The sequence below is a fragment of the Marinobacter sp. genome, from assembly GCF_041690455.1.
Classification (GTDB): domain Bacteria; phylum Pseudomonadota; class Gammaproteobacteria; order Pseudomonadales; family Oleiphilaceae; genus Marinobacter.
Window position 1 is genome coordinate 23,924 of the sequence record NZ_JAWLHI010000039.1, and the last position, 14,613, is coordinate 38,536.

At 59.7% G+C, this 14,613-nt stretch carries 15 protein-coding genes; 10 read left to right on the plus strand and 5 right to left on the minus strand.

What is annotated here, in order from left to right:
• The first annotated feature begins 323 nt into the window (after positions 1–323).
• The 5 genes from ACESMW_RS11205 (at position 324) to ACESMW_RS11225 (ending at position 4,800) form a co-directional block, all read left to right on the plus strand.
• Complete coding sequence (locus ACESMW_RS11205; protein ID WP_372987120.1) at positions 324–857, plus strand: hypothetical protein; 534 nt, start codon at positions 324–326, stop codon at positions 855–857.
• A 9-nt stretch (positions 858–866) separates the two neighbouring features.
• Positions 867–2,576: a murein L,D-transpeptidase gene (locus ACESMW_RS11210; RefSeq protein WP_372987121.1), complete on the plus strand. Its 1,710-nt coding sequence runs from the start codon at positions 867–869 to the stop codon at positions 2,574–2,576.
• A 70-nt stretch (positions 2,577–2,646) separates the two neighbouring features.
• Positions 2,647–3,303 carry a c-type cytochrome gene (locus ACESMW_RS11215; protein WP_372987122.1) on the plus strand — a complete coding sequence of 219 codons (657 nt, stop codon included), beginning with the start codon at positions 2,647–2,649 and terminating at the stop codon, positions 3,301–3,303.
• Between the two features lie 14 nt (positions 3,304–3,317).
• The gene (locus tag ACESMW_RS11220) at positions 3,318–4,298 is read left to right on the plus strand and encodes a c-type cytochrome (protein WP_372987123.1); all 981 of its coding nucleotides are present in this window, start codon (positions 3,318–3,320) and stop codon (positions 4,296–4,298) included.
• Between the two features lie 46 nt (positions 4,299–4,344).
• Positions 4,345–4,800: a hypothetical protein gene (locus ACESMW_RS11225; RefSeq protein WP_372987124.1), complete on the plus strand. Its 456-nt coding sequence runs from the start codon at positions 4,345–4,347 to the stop codon at positions 4,798–4,800.
• 31 nt (positions 4,801–4,831) lie between these two features.
• Here ACESMW_RS11225 and ACESMW_RS11230 read toward each other — a convergent pair whose 3' ends face one another.
• Positions 4,832–5,719 carry an alpha/beta fold hydrolase gene (locus ACESMW_RS11230; RefSeq protein WP_372987125.1) on the minus strand — a complete coding sequence of 296 codons (888 nt, stop codon included), beginning with the start codon at positions 5,717–5,719 and terminating at the stop codon, positions 4,832–4,834.
• Positions 5,720–5,839: 120 nt separating this feature from the next.
• Here ACESMW_RS11230 and ACESMW_RS11235 point away from each other — a divergent pair, with 120 nt between their 5' ends.
• The 3 genes from ACESMW_RS11235 (at position 5,840) to ACESMW_RS11245 (ending at position 9,092) form a co-directional block, all read left to right on the plus strand.
• Positions 5,840–6,625, plus strand: coding sequence for a ZIP family metal transporter (locus tag ACESMW_RS11235; protein WP_372987126.1), 786 nt, complete (start codon positions 5,840–5,842; stop codon positions 6,623–6,625).
• A gap of 88 nt (positions 6,626–6,713) precedes the next feature.
• Positions 6,714–8,381 carry a GMC family oxidoreductase gene (locus tag ACESMW_RS11240; protein ID WP_372987127.1) on the plus strand — a complete coding sequence of 556 codons (1,668 nt, stop codon included), beginning with the start codon at positions 6,714–6,716 and terminating at the stop codon, positions 8,379–8,381.
• 90 nt (positions 8,382–8,471) lie between these two features.
• On the plus strand, positions 8,472–9,092 hold the full coding sequence (locus tag ACESMW_RS11245; protein ID WP_372987128.1) for a LysE family translocator: 621 nt from the start codon (positions 8,472–8,474) through the stop codon (positions 9,090–9,092).
• 5 nt (positions 9,093–9,097) lie between these two features.
• Here ACESMW_RS11245 and ACESMW_RS11250 read toward each other — a convergent pair whose 3' ends face one another.
• Positions 9,098–9,769 (minus strand): oxidoreductase, encoded by a 672-nt coding sequence (locus ACESMW_RS11250; RefSeq protein WP_372987129.1) that lies wholly within the window; start codon positions 9,767–9,769, stop codon positions 9,098–9,100.
• A gap of 169 nt (positions 9,770–9,938) precedes the next feature.
• Here ACESMW_RS11250 and ACESMW_RS11255 point away from each other — a divergent pair, with 169 nt between their 5' ends.
• Entirely contained in the window at positions 9,939–10,451 is a 513-nt protein-coding gene (locus ACESMW_RS11255) for a DUF2244 domain-containing protein (RefSeq protein WP_372987130.1), read from the plus strand.
• A gap of 3 nt (positions 10,452–10,454) precedes the next feature.
• On the opposite strand, the gene ACESMW_RS11260 is transcribed toward ACESMW_RS11255, so the two are convergent.
• Entirely contained in the window at positions 10,455–11,357 is a 903-nt protein-coding gene (locus tag ACESMW_RS11260; protein ID WP_372987131.1) for an alpha/beta hydrolase, read from the minus strand.
• Between the two features lie 120 nt (positions 11,358–11,477).
• On the opposite strand from ACESMW_RS11260, the gene ACESMW_RS11265 reads away from it, so the two are divergent.
• Positions 11,478–12,491 (plus strand): GlxA family transcriptional regulator, encoded by a 1,014-nt coding sequence (locus ACESMW_RS11265; RefSeq protein WP_372987132.1) that lies wholly within the window; start codon positions 11,478–11,480, stop codon positions 12,489–12,491.
• Positions 12,492–12,528: 37 nt separating this feature from the next.
• Here the strand turns inward: ACESMW_RS11265 and ACESMW_RS11270 are convergent, their stop codons facing one another.
• Together ACESMW_RS11270 and ACESMW_RS11275 are read right to left on the minus strand one after the other, a co-directional pair.
• Positions 12,529–13,311 carry a substrate-binding periplasmic protein gene (locus tag ACESMW_RS11270; protein ID WP_372987133.1) on the minus strand — a complete coding sequence of 261 codons (783 nt, stop codon included), beginning with the start codon at positions 13,309–13,311 and terminating at the stop codon, positions 12,529–12,531.
• A gap of 183 nt (positions 13,312–13,494) precedes the next feature.
• Positions 13,495–14,385, minus strand: a complete 891-nt coding sequence (locus ACESMW_RS11275) for a DMT family transporter (protein WP_372987134.1) — start codon at positions 14,383–14,385, stop codon at positions 13,495–13,497.
• Positions 14,386–14,613 lie beyond the last annotated feature (228 nt).

Sequence of the window (14,613 nt, forward strand, 5' to 3'; positions counted from 1 at the left end):
TCTGTTTTAAATCAATGAGATTGGGCCTCTATCACTCACGCACCTTTTGTTGTGTCTTGTGAGAACGATATTACTGAACGTAGCGGGTTAACCGATTTCCAAAAGGAAGGATCAATTCAAAGCTCAATTGATAATTTTGGAGTGTACAAATGAGTGCCATTTTGTCCACATTAATGACCCCAATACGTGTATACACGTTTTTTTGGACTCTTCTCACTTTCATTGCTAAATCAGCTGCTTAGGCCGTAAGTACACATCTTTCGTGAAAACTGTATAGCAGCATCGAGCGGGAACGGGAAATCACCCGTGACCTGCTGAAAGTGATGTGCGAATACCGCCACCCGGTCTCCCTGATTACCAAGGGCGCATTGATCCTGAGGGACCTGGACCTGCTATCCGACCTTGCGCGGGACCAGCTGTGTTCGGTCACCATCAGCCTGACCACCCTGAGCAATGACCTGAAACGCAGGATGGAGCCCCGGACGGCGGCACCGGCGACGCGGCTGAAGATGATTGAACGGCTCCGTGAAGCCGCCGCCCAAGCCGGTGCCGAACAGGCCGGCTGGATTATGATACATTTACCCTATGAGCTGGACGAACTGTTCCAGGACTGGCTCCAGCGACATTTCCCGGACCGGGCCAGGCATGTCATGAACCGGATCCGCGATCTCAGGGGCGGCAAGAGCTACGACAGCACCTTCGGCAGCCGTATGACCGGGCAGGGGCCCTACTCCGACCTCATTCGCCAACGCTTCCGGAACAAGGTGCGCAAGCTCGGACTCAATGGCCGTGAACAGCGCACCCTGAGAACCGATCTGTTCCGCCGCCCCGCCGGAGACCAGATGGCACTGTGGTAACGGTAAGTTATGAGTAAATGCAGGCACACCGCGTTGGCCATCCTGGCAGCCCTGGTCGTCTTGATGCTGCCGGTGCCTTCTGTCACGGCAGCAGGCCCCAGCGAACCTCTTGTCCAACGCATTGAAGCACTCGAATCCGGGCATCCGTTACGGGTACTCGGCGAGCCATTGCTTGCCGGTGAAACGCTCAGCAGGTTTTATGAGAACCATGGCTTTCAGCCGGCCTGGTCCTCTCCGGTTCATCGCCGGGATCTGGTGGAAGCCATCAGGCAGATCGCCAACGACGGTCTAAACCCGGCGGACTACCATGGCGCACTCTTATCGGAACTGGCACTGCGTGCGCGAGGCGACCTTCCCGAAGATATGCAGGCGGACATCGACCTGCTGTTTTCCGATGCCTTTCTGCTGGCCGCATCGCACCTGCTGGAGGGCAAGGTGAACCCGCAGACCATTCACGCCGAATGGAGCGCCAGCCGCCAGCCCCAGGACCTCGCCGTCACCCTCGCCGACGCGCTCCGGAACAACACCATTGCCGCGACTCTCGACAGCCTCCGCCCCACACACCGGGCCTATGCCAAACTGATGGAGGCCCGCAACCGGCTTACCCCCCTGCTTGGACACCCCTGGTTGCCAATTGCCGACGGACCGTCCATTCATCCCGGTAACCTGGATCCCCGGCTGCCAGAGATCCGGCGCAGGCTGACCGCGCTGGGAGACATCCAGGCTCCGGCCGATCCGGAAACCACCGTCACCGATCCGACCCTCTACAGTGAGGACCTGGACCTGGTGATTCCCAGCTTCCAGGCCCGGCATGGCCTGGAGCCGGACGGCATCATCGGCAAGAAAACGCTCGCAGCCGTGAACCTCCTGCCGGTGGAACGCATCCGGCAGATCGACGCCAGCCTGGAGCGCTGGCGCTGGCTGCCGCAATCCCTGGGCGAGGATTACGTGATCGTCAATATTGCCGGCTTCGGACTGCAACTGGTGATGGATGGCCGCGAAGCCCTGCGTTCGAGGGTTATTGTCGGCCAGCCCTACCGCCAGACCCCTGTTTTCTCGGACCGCATCCGTTACCTCGTGTTCAACCCGACCTGGACCGTTCCGCGCAAACTGATGATCGAGGACCTGTTGCCGCTGATCATTCGGGACCCCGGGTATCTGGAGCGCCAGGGCATCAGCGTCTATCAGGGCTGGGGAGCGGAACGGCAGGAAATTGATCCGGCGACCATCGACTGGTCTTCACTGTCCAGGGACAACTTTCCCTATCAGCTGGTCCAGGCCCCAGGGCCACTGAACGCCCTCGGGCAGGTCAAGTTCATGTTTCCCAACCCCTATGCGGTGTACCTGCACGATACACCGGGCCAGTACCTGTTCGGCCGCCAGGAACGGAGCTTCAGCTCCGGTTGTATCCGGGTGGAAAAACCGATGGAGCTGGCCGAACAGCTTCTTGCCGGCGCCCCGGAGTGGAACCGCAAGAACATCGATCGGCTGTTGGAAGAAAAAACTCCGGTCACCGCAGTCCTCCCTGACCCGATTCCCATCTATATTCAATACTGGACCGCGTGGGTGGACGAAGACGGACGGATCCAGTTCCGTGACGATATCTACAACCGCGACTTCCGATTGCTGGCCCAGTTGCGCCAGGCCGTGTCCGGGGAACAGCAGCTGCCAACGCCGGTTGTCGCAACAGACCTCACTACAGCCACCGGAGACCAGTAACCGAAGTCTTATTGACTTTAGCACCAAGGGAAATAAGCTAATGCGCTTTATTTATGAACGGAGGCAAACAATGAAAATCCTCTCCCACCTGATTCTGACGGGAGCCATGACCGCCCTGGCCTCTGGCGCCCATGCCGCCGAGGGCGATCCCGAACGGGGCGCCCAGCTGGCCGCGCAAGGTGACGGCAGCGGCGCCCCATGCCTGGCCTGCCACGGCGCCGACGGTTCCGGCAACAATGCCGGCGGTTTCCCCCGCCTGGCCGGGCTCGATGCTGCCTACATGGCCCAGCAGATGCTGGACTACAACAGCGGTGATCGAGTCAGCCCGGTGATGCAACCGAACATCGACAACTTTGATGAACAGCAGATCCGGGATCTGGCCGCGTACTATGCGGCCATGCCGGTTCCGGAAGCCACCACACCGGCTAATGTCAGTGACGAAGTCCTCGCCCTCGGTGAAAAGCTCGCCAACCAGGGAGACTGGGACAACTACATTCCGCCGTGCTCTTCCTGCCACGGACCCGGCAACCGCGGTGTCGGCGAAATTTTCCCGGCCATCGCCGGACAGCACCCGAACTATATCCGGTCACAACTCAATGCCTGGAAGAACAACCAGCGCAATAACGATCCCAACCAGCTGATGACGGCGGTTGCGGAGCGACTGACCGAGGAACAGATCGACGCCGTGGCCGCCTACCTGGGCAGCCAGAGTGCAACCACCAAATAACCGGAGGCAGAGCCATGAAAATGAAGCATACAATTTCCCTGCTCGCCGGCCTGCTGGTTGCAAGCCCGGCCGCCCTGGCGCAGCCTGAAGTGCCGGTCAACCTGCCGGAATTCAAGGAAGGTCAATACGTTCACAGTGCCCCGACCGTGGAGGACCTGATGAACGATGACAGCATTCACCCGGAACTGAAAAAGGTCATTCTCAAGGGCCGGGACATGTTCATGAATACCCAGCAGTTCCGCGGCGAATACGTGTTCAACGACATGAATTGCAAGTCCTGCCACATGGGCGAAGGCCGCAAGAACTGGTCCGGACCGGTGTGGCCAGCTGCCACCACGCTGCCTGACTTCCGCGGCAAGAACCAGCATGTAAACTCGCTGGAAGAACGGATTGCCGGCTGTTTTTCCTTCTCCATGAATGGCAAGCCACCAGCCTATGGCAGTGATGACATGCTGGCCATGCAGGCCTACCATCAGTGGCTGGCCAAGGACGCGCCCGTTTACGAGAAGAACATCGGCGGTCGCGGGTTTGGTCACCTGGGTAACGAGAAGCCTGAGCTGGATTATGAACGCGGCAAACAGGTATACGCAGAGAACTGTGCGGTGTGCCACGGCGACAACGGACAGGGCCAGAAAAAGGACGGTGAGGTCGTGTTCCCGCCACTGTGGGGTGACCACTCCTATAACTGGGGTGCCGGCATGACCCGGATTTTCACCGCGGCTTCGTTCATCAAGAACAACATGCCGCTGGGGCAGCCCGGATCCCTCACCGATGATGAAGCCTGGCAGGTTGCCAACTACATAAACTCCCAGGAACGTCCGCAGGATCCGCGTTATACCGGTGACGTGAAAGAGACCCGTGAAAAGTTCCTGAACTTCCACAAGCACACAAACTATGGAACAGTAGTCAACGGCAAACTACTGGGCGATCACGACAATACCGGCGACAAGCCTTTCCTGAAGCCCGACGTGCTGCAATCCCGGACCTTCGAGTAAGGTTACCGGGATGGCCGGGAGGAAAGGCACAGGCAAGGAGATCATCATGCCACGCATACTGCCTTTTCTCTCGGCATTGCTCCTGTTGAGCGGATGCCAGTCACTGCCCTCCGGCACGGAGGGCAGTATTCCATCCGACCGAATCCTGCTGAGTGCTCAGCACTGCCTCAGCGAATACATTGATGACCTCGACAAGGTTCACTTTGGCCCTTGCCTGAAGATAGTCTCGGTCGATGGCGAAACACCGCCTGTCACGGAAGACGGTTTCATTGCCTTACCCGTGGCCACCGCTTTCAACCTGGAAACCAGTTGTGTCTACCGGCATGCTGACGGAACCCCGATTCCTGCGACGGTCAGTACCGCCACCTTCGAAATAACACCATCTACGTTCACCTCCGGAGGCAGACGCTGGTATCTGCATGCCCATAAACAGGCGCGGGGGGCTATTGGTTGCGAACCAACGCTGGCCCCCTCCGTCTACCCCACGGTCAAGACGAACTGAACTACGGGTCTTCGGGTAACCGGCCGGTCAATCAATGGGCTTTAAAGAAACGCTGTAATCGCTTGATCACGGCCTCCGGCACTTCTTCCGGCAGGAAGTGGCCACAATCCAGTGCCTCGCCCCCGACCTCGTGGGCGTAGTCCTGCCAGACGGTCAGCACATCGTAGGTCCGGTTCACAAAGCCCTTGCTGCCCCACAGCACCAACAGGGGACATTCCACCCCGTACCCCCGGTCCCGTTCCGCCCGATCGTGTTCCAGATCAATGGTGGCTGCGGCCCGGTAATCCTCGCAACTGGCATGGATGGCTTCGGGGGCGGAGAAACAGCGGACATAGTCGGCCACGGCTTCCCGCTCGAATTCCGCCCCCGGTGCCGACCAGCGCCCGAGTTTCTCCCGCAGGTAATACCCTGGATCCAGGCCAATCATGTGCTCGGGCAGCCCGTCGGGCTGAATCAGGAAGAACCAATGGTAATAGCCGGTAGCGAACGCCTGGTCGGTATGCTCGAACATGTGCAGAGTGGGCGCGATGTCCATCACGCAGGCGCGCTCCACCGCCTCCGGATAGTCCAGACAAAGGCGGTGGGCCACCCGGGCACCCCGGTCGTGGCCCGCCACCGAGAACTCCCGATAGCCCAGAGACTCCATCAATGCCACCATGTCCGCCGCCATCTGCCGCTTGCTGTAAGCCCGGTGCTCCGGGTCCGAATCCGGTTTGCTGCTGTCGCCGTACCCCCTGAGGTCAGGACAGATCACGTGAAAGTCCCGGGCGAGCGCCGGCGCCACCTTGTGCCACATCAGGTGGGTCTGGGGGTAGCCATGCAACAGCAACAGGGGGCGACCTGAGCCGCCATGGGCGACGTTAATGGTTATATCGCCCGTGTGGATCTGCTGGTACTGGAACGGCTCTGGCAGTTTCATGTCACTCCCCTTTTATTCATTGTTCCGGATTTATCACCCGGATCCACAGTATTGCACCATACGACCAATCGCCAATCGGCCCGAATGCTATGCTGAAACCACAAGGCAACAGGAGCGCGCATGTCCGCTGATCCCAGTATTATCTGGTTGGGAAGCATTTCCAGCCTGTTAGCAGGCCTGGCCACGGGTGTTGGCGCCCTGGCGATCTTTCTGGTGCGCACGATCACCCACAAGCTCCAGGACGGCATGCTGGCAGCAGCGGCCGGCGTCATGCTGGCAGCGTCCTTCTTCTCGCTCCTGCTCCCGGGGCTGGACTATGGCGAGGAAATCACCGGCCACACCTGGAGCGCTGCGCTCATCGTGATCGTCGGCATCCTGTCCGGTGCCGCCGCCCTGCTCTATGTCCACCAGAAGCTCCCGCACCAGCACTTCGAGCTTGGCCGCGAAGGCTCGGACGCTTCCTATATCCGCGGCATCTGGTTGTTTATCATCGCCATTACCCTGCACAACTTTCCCGAGGGCATGGCGGTCGGCGTCGGGTTTGCCGGCGGCGATGTCCGAAACGGGTATGTTCTGGCCATGGGCATAGGACTGCAGAACATACCGGAGGGGCTGGCTGTCGCCTTTTCCCTGCTGGCTATCGACTATTCCCGCCTGAAGGCCTTCACCATTGCCCTCCTGACCGGGCTGGCCGAGCCAATCGGCGGCGTGTTCGGCGCCACCCTGGTGTGGCTGGCCGAGCCACTCATGCCCTGGACCCTGGGGTTTGCCGCAGGCGCCATGCTGTTCATCATCAGCAACGAAATCATTCCGGAAACCCATCACCGGCAGTGGAAAATCATGTCCACCTTCTGCCTGCTGGCGGGCTTCGTTGTCATGATGTTTCTGGATGCCACCCTCGGCTAATCCATTCGTCCAATTCAGGATGTATCCGGCAGGGATTTGCGATACAAAGAGCTATCTCAACACAATAAAAACAAACCGGTCAGACATCATGAACGACAGAACCCGCTCGTCTTCCGGGCCATTCGACTACATCATCGTGGGCGCCGGCACCGCCGGCTGCCTGCTGGCCAACCGCCTGAGTGCCGACCCGAATAACCGGGTGTTGCTGATCGAGGCCGGCGGCCGGGACAATTACCACTGGATCCACATCCCGGTCGGCTACCTCTACTGCATCGATAACCCCCGTACCGACTGGCGTTTCCGTACCGAACCGGATCCCGGCCTGAACGGCCGCTCGCTGATCTATCCCCGGGGCAAAACCCTGGGCGGGTGTTCCAGCATCAACGGTATGCTCTACATCCGTGGCCAGGCCAGGGACTACAACCAGTGGGCCGAGATCACCGGCGAGCACGCCTGGCGCTGGGACAACTGCCTGCCCGACTTCATGCGCCACGAGGACCACTATCGCCTGGACGAGGGCGGCGATGCTGATCCGGAACACCACAAGTTCCACGGCCACGGTGGTGAATGGCGGGTCGAGCACCAGCGCCTGAAATGGCAGGTACTAGAGGACTTTGCCACCGCCTGCGTCGAGGCGGGCATTCCCCGCACCCGGGACTTCAACCGGGGTGACAATGAGGGTGTGGACTACTTCGAGGTCAACCAGCGCTCGGGCTGGCGCTGGAATACCGCCAAGGGCTTCCTCCGGGAAGCCGAGAAGCGCCCCAACCTTACCCTCTGGCACTCCACCCATGTGCTGGGTCTGCAAATGGAATCCGGTGGCTCCGGGCCCCGCTGCACGGGAGTTCGTGTCGACCGGCCCGAGACAGGTGAAGTGGTTGCCAGGGCCGAGCGGGAAGCCATCCTCTCCGCCGGGGCCATCGGTTCACCGCAACTGCTGCAACTGTCTGGCATCGGCCCTGCCGATCTTCTGAAACAACACGGTATTGATGTGGTCGCCGACCTGCCCGGTGTGGGCGAGAACCTGCAGGACCATCTGCAGATACGGTCCGTCTACAAGGTCAAGGGCGCCACGACACTGAACACCATGGCCAACTCCCTGATCGGAAAGGCCCGCATTGGCCTTGAGTATCTGCTCACTCGCTCCGGCCCCATGAGCATGGCGCCGTCCCAGCTTTGCCTGTTTACCCGAAGCTCTGACGAGTACGAGCACGCCAATATCGAGTATCACGTCCAGCCCCTGAGCCTGGATGCCTTCGGCCAGCCGCTGCACAACTTCCCGGCTATCACCGCCAGTGTCTGTAATCTGAATCCGACCAGTCGGGGTACTGTGCGCATTCGCAGCAACGACCCGAAACAGGCCCCAGCCATCGCCCCGAACTATCTCAGCACACCGGAGGACCGCAGGGTCGCCGCGGACTCCCTGCGCGTGACCCGTCGTATCGCCGAGCAACCGGCCTTCGCGCAATACCAGCCCGAGGAGTTCAAGCCGGGGCTGCAGTACCAGAGTGACGACGAACTGGCCAAACTGGCCGGGGATATCGGCACCACCATTTTCCATCCGGTGGGCACCACCCGCATGGGCCGGGCTGATGACGACCTGGCGGTAGTGGACCCTCACCTGAAGGTAAGAGGCGTGGCGGGCCTGCGGGTGGTCGATGCCGGGGTGATGCCCACCATCACCAGCGGCAACACCAACTCGCCAACCCTGATGATTGCCGAGAAGGCTGCGCGCTGGATTCTGAGCGGCGATTAGCAGCTGAATTGATTGCCGTTTCCAGGTTTTTTGATGGGAACGGGCTGCTAGAATTGGCAGTCCGTTTTACTTGCAAAGGACTGATCCGCAATGACCCTTGCCACCTGGCTCACTGTTGTCACCATCTGCATCCTGGGCGCCATGTCCCCCGGCCCCTCACTGGCACTGGTTCTCAAACAGACTCTGACCGGCGGCCGGCGGAACGGTGTCATTACCGCCCTGTCCCACGGGGTCGGCGTGGGGATCTATGCATTCCTCAGTATTCTCGGGCTGGCCGCCATCATTACTGCCTCCCCCACCGCCTTCTCGATCCTGCAATGGGGCGGTGCGGGTTACCTTGCCTGGCTCGGGGTCAAAGGTCTGATGGCGAAGCGGCAGGAAGACGAGGAGCTGCCGGATGCTCCGACCACCAAAAGCGCCGCCCGGGACGGCTTCCTGATTGCCTTCTTCAATCCCAAAATCGCCGTCTTCTTCCTGGCCCTGTTCAGCCAGGTGGTCGGCACCGACACCAGCTTGCTGGCGAAATTCGGCTATGCTGCGACGGCGCTGATCATCGACACCAGCTGGTACCTGATCGTGGCCTGGCTGTTTTCCACCCCCCGGTGGCTGGATGCACTCCGGCAACGGGCGGTCTGGTTTGAGCGGATTTTCGGGGCGGTCCTGATTGGCCTGGCCGGCCGCCTGGTGGTGGGAATCCTCAACGGAAAATAAGCCGGTCAACCGGCCAGGGCAACAATATCCGGGTATTCCCGGATCTGAACCACGCGCTCGGCCGGCTCCTCCGACGATACACCGCACACTTCATTCACCATGGCTTCAGCCACGGTCTCCGCCTTGATCGCACGGTATTTATCGAGAGGCCCGATCAGCACCCGGTTCACCAGTGGCATGGCCATCTGGCCCAGCTCCTCGCCACCCCGGTGTTCCTGGCGATCGCCCAGCAGCAGGCTTGGGTGGTAGATCGAGAGGTAAGGAAAATCCAGATCCCGGACAGCATCCTCCAGCTCACCCTTCACCCGGTTATAGAAGATGGTGGATGAAGAAGAGGCGCCGATGGCGGACATCAGAATCAAGGACGTCGCGCCCTGTTCCCGAGCCAGTTTCGCCGCAGCCAGGGCATAACTGAAATCCACTTTCCGGAAATTGTCCTGGGAACCGGCTTTCTTGATGGTGGTTCCGAGGCAGCAGATCAGGGCATCCACGGCAAAGATATCGGCATGGGCGGTGAGATCATCAAAGTCCACCACATGCTGGTCCAGCTTCGGATGTTCCAGTGACATCGGTTTGCGCACCGGCACCACCACTTTGCTGATAACTTCCCGGGCCAGCAACTGCTGCACCACCAGATGGCCGGTCAACCCGGTCGCCCCCAGCACCATGACGTTCATGCCGTTATCTCCCTCGGTTGTTATTCAAATGTACCAGTTTGAGTCTATCAGGCAGCCCGCCCAGCCCCCATCAAGACCATGCAAATTTCTCCATCCTGACCATTCTTGACTATGATCAATAAGTGAACAGCCAGCGTAATTTCCAAAGTGGAATGGCAAGGCATCAGGCATGGTTGAAAAACTGGATCATCCCGGCGGCACCCGACTGTTACTGACCCCCAACCGATCTTTGAGCTGGAAGGGCAATGTTCGGATCTGGATCGGATTGGCTGTGCTCTCGGCGATCATCGGAATCGGCTGGGCGCTCGCAGGCGCTTGGGTCATTCTGCCGTTTGCCGGTCTGGAACTTATTGCCGTCGCTGCCGGTATCTATGTGACTTCCCGGAACTGCCAGCGCAAGGAAGTCCTGACCATGGAGGGCGACAATATCGTCCTGGAAAAAGGCCGGAAACAAAAAAACGCCCAGTGGAGCCTGCCGCGTCCCTACACCCGCCTACAGCTGAACGAGCCCGTGCACCCCTTCGCACCGGCCAAGCTATTCCTCAGCCACCGCAATCACCGTGTATCCCTCGGCGATTTTCTGAACGTGGAGGATACGGAGAGGCTGGTCGAAACCCTTGAGTCCCTCGGCTTTGTTCCGGAACGAAAACAGCCCGATCCGGAAATCGGGCTGTGGTTCTGAACATCACTCAACCCCGGATAACCGGTCATAAACCCGCTCTACCACCTGTGGATGCCAAAGCAGCCGATAATGGCCGAGTCCCTGGGTGCGGAATATCTGCGCATTCGGCCACTTGCCAAAGACCTTTTCGCTCTGGCTGACCGGTATCTGCTGATCGTCCCGATCCACAAAAATGAGCGCATGGCCGGGCAGCTCCGGTGCCAGCGTATCGAACGAGAATTGCTCCCAGACAGATTCACCAAACCGTTGTTCCATACGCCTACGTTGTACGGCGATCAGTTCCGGCGAAAGGGCCAGCGTCCGGCCGAAACCCTCAACCACCGAATCAAGGCCCCTCGGTGGCGCCAGTAGAAAAATATGCTCGGCCTGAACGCCATCCACCATGGCTCGCGCCAGGGCGAGACTTCCGATGGAGTGGGCGACGACAGCCTTGCTAGGGCCGAAGCTCTGGGCAACACGATAGACCGCCTCGGACATTTCAAACAGGTCAGAACGAAGCCCCTGCGCCCGCCCGTGGCCGGGCGCGTCGAAGGTGACAACGCGATAGCCGGCTTTGACCAGAGGTCCCACGAACGCGCCGAACTGGATTCCCGCTCCGGACCAGCCGTGTACCATCAGGACCGTCGGCCCGAATCCCCAGCTGTACACCGGAATGGTCTGATGCCCGACGCGAAGCTGGGTATAGCCTTCGGCCTCCTCATATAAAAACTCATAACGACTCGGTGCAGGTAAGCGACTGGGGGTAAAGAACAGATGCTCCACTGCTTTCCCGGCGAGCGCTGGTGAAACCCGGTGCAACCAATTCATGCCCTTTCCCAACAGGGCAATTTTGCCGTTGGCAGGTGATACTGCACGGCCGGTAACACGGATTGCATTTCGGGTACTGATACGAGACTGAATGGTCATGGCAAGTCCTCCTTACCCGGAGGACAGGACGCCCTCCTTCATCACAAGTCCAGAGTACGACTTGCCTCGGCGAGATCGGAGTGTCATATTTGACACTCTAAATGCGAAAAGGGCCAAACCATGATCAAAGTTGCTGTCGTTGCCCTGCCCTACTGTCACGGAAGTGGCATTCTCGGGATTATGGATTTTTTCGCGGCCGCGAATTTCTGTGATCAGTCTCCGGACAACACATCAGGCCAGCGATTCGATTGCCAGATTGTGACGGTCGACGGTTCCCCGGTCATAACCTACAGCGGGGTAAGCATTGCCCCGACAACAACCTGTGACAGGTATCAGCCTGACCTGGTGATCGTCGGATCGGCAATGGAGGCGGTTCTCAGTGATCGTCGCATCGATCAGTCGCTGGCCCGATCAACTCCCTTACATGGGTGGCTCCAGGATGCATATCGGCGCGGTGCGACCGTTGCCAGCGTATGCACCGGCAGCTTTGTTCTGGCTGAAGCAGGTCTTTTGACGGAACAGGTAGCGACAACGCACTGGCGCGCCGCGCCCGCATTCCGCCGCCGGTATCCGGAGATCCGGCTGGAAGCGGATCAGCTGCTGATCGACAACGGCCAGATAATATGCGCCGGTGGTGCAACGTCCTTCATCGATCTTTGCCTCTATCTAGTGGAAAAGCTGGGCTCGCCCTCACTGGCTCTGGCCTGCAGCAAGCTACTGATCATTGATGCCCGTCGTGCAGAGCAGACCCCCTACATGAGCTTTTACAGCAGCAAGGCACACCAGGACGAGGTGATTGAGCAGATCCAGCGCTGGCTGGAAGTGCATTATGCAGAACCCTTGACCATAGACGAACTGGCGGCAAAGGCCGGGCTGGGCAACCGAACGTTCAAACGGCGGTTCAAGGAAGCCACTGGTGAAACGCCACTGCACTATGTCCAGCAGCTACGGGTGGAAGCCGCGAAACATCAGCTGGAGTCGACACAGAGGCAAACTACCCGGATTATCTGGGACGTGGGGTATGAGGACGCCAGCTCCTTCCGGAGGTTATTCAAGCGTACCGTGGGATGCACGATGGAGCAGTATCGGCGGCGATTCAGCTATGTGACACCGCGGCTGGCCGCCCATTCATAAGGACCCGGCCATCGAGGACCGGGCCCGCCGTTTCAACTCATTGGTAACTGGCAACGATCGAATCAATCTCTCCCGCACTGCGAGCAGCATCAAGTGCGTTCTGGAGATCTTCGACTACCGCCGGCAAGGTCTCCTTGCTCACCGCCAGATACATGGGCGTTTCCCGGAAAACCAATACCGGTTTGAGCCCTTCGATGTCATGCTCTTCCTTCGCCACCAGCGGGCCAACCAGACCATCGGTCACCCACAGATCCGCCTGGCCGAGCACCAGACGCCGGGCATTCACATCCCCGGACTGGCTCATGACCACATTGAAGCCCTTACTCACCAGATAGTCCGACATTACGTCGCCCTTGTAGCCGGCAATGCGCAAATCTTTGGCGTCGTCCAGACTGGAAAGGGCGATATCGGAATCCGGTGCCGCGAACAGGGTCCACTTGATGGAGGCGAGCGGGCCCACCCACTGGAACTGATCTTCCCGCTCATCAGTACGGGCAGTGCAGAACAGTCCATGGTTCTCGCGGCCCTGAACCCAGTTGTAGGCGTAGCTCCAGACCCGCATTTTCATGACATAGTCATAATCCACCCGCGCCATCATGGCTTTGACCATGTCAGTGCAGATACCGGTAATTTCGTCTTCGTTGTGGGCGAAGCCCTCACCGGATTTGGAGGCATTATAGGGAGGATAGTTCTCGGTGAAGATATACAGACGCTCGGCCGCCAGTGCTGATGAGGCTGTGCCGGCCAGCACCAGGGTCAACAGCGCAGACCTGGCGGACCGGAACAGGGAGCCCATGGTGGGTGCAGTCATGACACGCATTCTTTTATCCTTCTCGGCGATTCTCGTTGGATAGTGCGATAGGGGTGCGACTGGAGGCTTCCGCCAGTCAGTCTGGTAGTTTATGCCACTTGGGCCTTTATCATCGCGCTTTCAGCCCGGAAAGTCAGTGACAAAACGTATCTACGGAGCAATCACTTCGAGGGATCAGCACCTGACTGAACCTCAGGTTCTACCCGGAGCCTTCACGGTAACGAGGGCCACTCCGGTAATGGCCACAAGTCCTCCGGCTATCGCCAGCGGCCCGAGCCTCTCACCAAACAGGAGGTAAGCCTCCAGCGCGGTTACCGGCGGCACCAGGTAAAACAGGCTGGCCACCTGGGATGCGGCGCCCCGCCGGATCAGCCACATAAGGATCAGGATCGCACTGACTGACAAGCCGAACACCAGCCAGCCCAGGGCCAGCTTGAATTCCAATGTCCACTGCACCTCGCGGGTTTCCAGGGTGAACGCCCCGATCGCGAACAGGGTACCTGCCGCCGCGTACTGGATCATCGTGCCGGAAATCAGATCCACACTGGTACCGTGGCGCTTCTGATAGACCGTGCCAAGGGAGATACCCAGCAGCGCCAGCAGGGCCCAGATCAATGTCTGGGGCGGAATACCGACTTCCGCCGCCGGTGCGCCCAGTTTTTCGGTCAGCACCAGCGCTACACCAACAAGGCCCAGGGCGAGACCGATCCACTGCCGCACGCTGACCGATTCCTTCAGGAAGACCACCGCCGCCAGCGCGGTGACCAGGGGCTGCAGCCCGACAAGGAGAGAAACAACCCCGGCCGACATGCCCTGATCGATGGCGTAGAAAACGCCACCCAGATAAAAGCCGTGCACCAGTACCCCCGTGACCGCCAGGTGCCCGGCACCGCGCCAACCTGGCCAGCGGGCTTTCAGTGCCAGGGCCAGGATGCCGAGCGGGATCAGGGTCAACAGCATCCGGATCAGCAGCATGGTGAACGGTTCAGCGTAAGGCAGTCCGAACTTGCCACCGATAAACCCTGTGCTCCACAGCCAGACGAACAGTGCCGGGACAAAGAAGGTATAGAAAATGGGGGGCATGGTCAGGTTCTGGTCTCCAGTATCTGCTTTGACAATACTCTAGAAGTTAGCAGACAAACAAAACAGATACAGGCGCTCGACAGAGCAACCGGTACAGATGAGGTCACCCGGGAAGGCGAACTTCCACCTCCGGGGCCTCACCATGCCAGTCGGCGTCCCAGGTCACTTTTGCCTGGTCTCCGGGCCGCGGCTCGATGGTTACGGTCACGGTGCCAAAGCGGGTTGGCG

Coding starts and splice junctions, on each gene's coding strand:
- ACESMW_RS11240 (WP_372987127.1), top strand. CDS start 6,714: ATGAACGACAGAACCCGCTCGTCTTCCGGGCCATTCGACTACATCATC.
- ACESMW_RS11215 (WP_372987122.1), top strand. CDS start 2,647: ATGAAAATCCTCTCCCACCTGATTCTGACGGGAGCCATGACCGCCCTG.
- ACESMW_RS11270 (WP_372987133.1), bottom strand. CDS start 13,311: ATGCGTGTCATGACTGCACCCACCATGGGCTCCCTGTTCCGGTCCGCC.
- ACESMW_RS11230 (WP_372987125.1), bottom strand. CDS start 5,719: ATGAAACTGCCAGAGCCGTTCCAGTACCAGCAGATCCACACGGGCGAT.
- ACESMW_RS11260 (WP_372987131.1), bottom strand. CDS start 11,357: ATGACCATTCAGTCTCGTATCAGTACCCGAAATGCAATCCGTGTTACC.
- ACESMW_RS11210 (WP_372987121.1), top strand. CDS start 867: ATGAGTAAATGCAGGCACACCGCGTTGGCCATCCTGGCAGCCCTGGTC.
- ACESMW_RS11225 (WP_372987124.1), top strand. CDS start 4,345: ATGCCACGCATACTGCCTTTTCTCTCGGCATTGCTCCTGTTGAGCGGA.
- ACESMW_RS11275 (WP_372987134.1), bottom strand. CDS start 14,385: ATGCCCCCCATTTTCTATACCTTCTTTGTCCCGGCACTGTTCGTCTGG.
- ACESMW_RS11265 (WP_372987132.1), top strand. CDS start 11,478: ATGATCAAAGTTGCTGTCGTTGCCCTGCCCTACTGTCACGGAAGTGGC.
- ACESMW_RS11235 (WP_372987126.1), top strand. CDS start 5,840: ATGTCCGCTGATCCCAGTATTATCTGGTTGGGAAGCATTTCCAGCCTG.
- ACESMW_RS11255 (WP_372987130.1), top strand. CDS start 9,939: ATGGTTGAAAAACTGGATCATCCCGGCGGCACCCGACTGTTACTGACC.
- ACESMW_RS11220 (WP_372987123.1), top strand. CDS start 3,318: ATGAAAATGAAGCATACAATTTCCCTGCTCGCCGGCCTGCTGGTTGCA.
- ACESMW_RS11245 (WP_372987128.1), top strand. CDS start 8,472: ATGACCCTTGCCACCTGGCTCACTGTTGTCACCATCTGCATCCTGGGC.
- ACESMW_RS11250 (WP_372987129.1), bottom strand. CDS start 9,769: ATGAACGTCATGGTGCTGGGGGCGACCGGGTTGACCGGCCATCTGGTG.
- ACESMW_RS11205 (WP_372987120.1), top strand. CDS start 324: ATGTGCGAATACCGCCACCCGGTCTCCCTGATTACCAAGGGCGCATTG.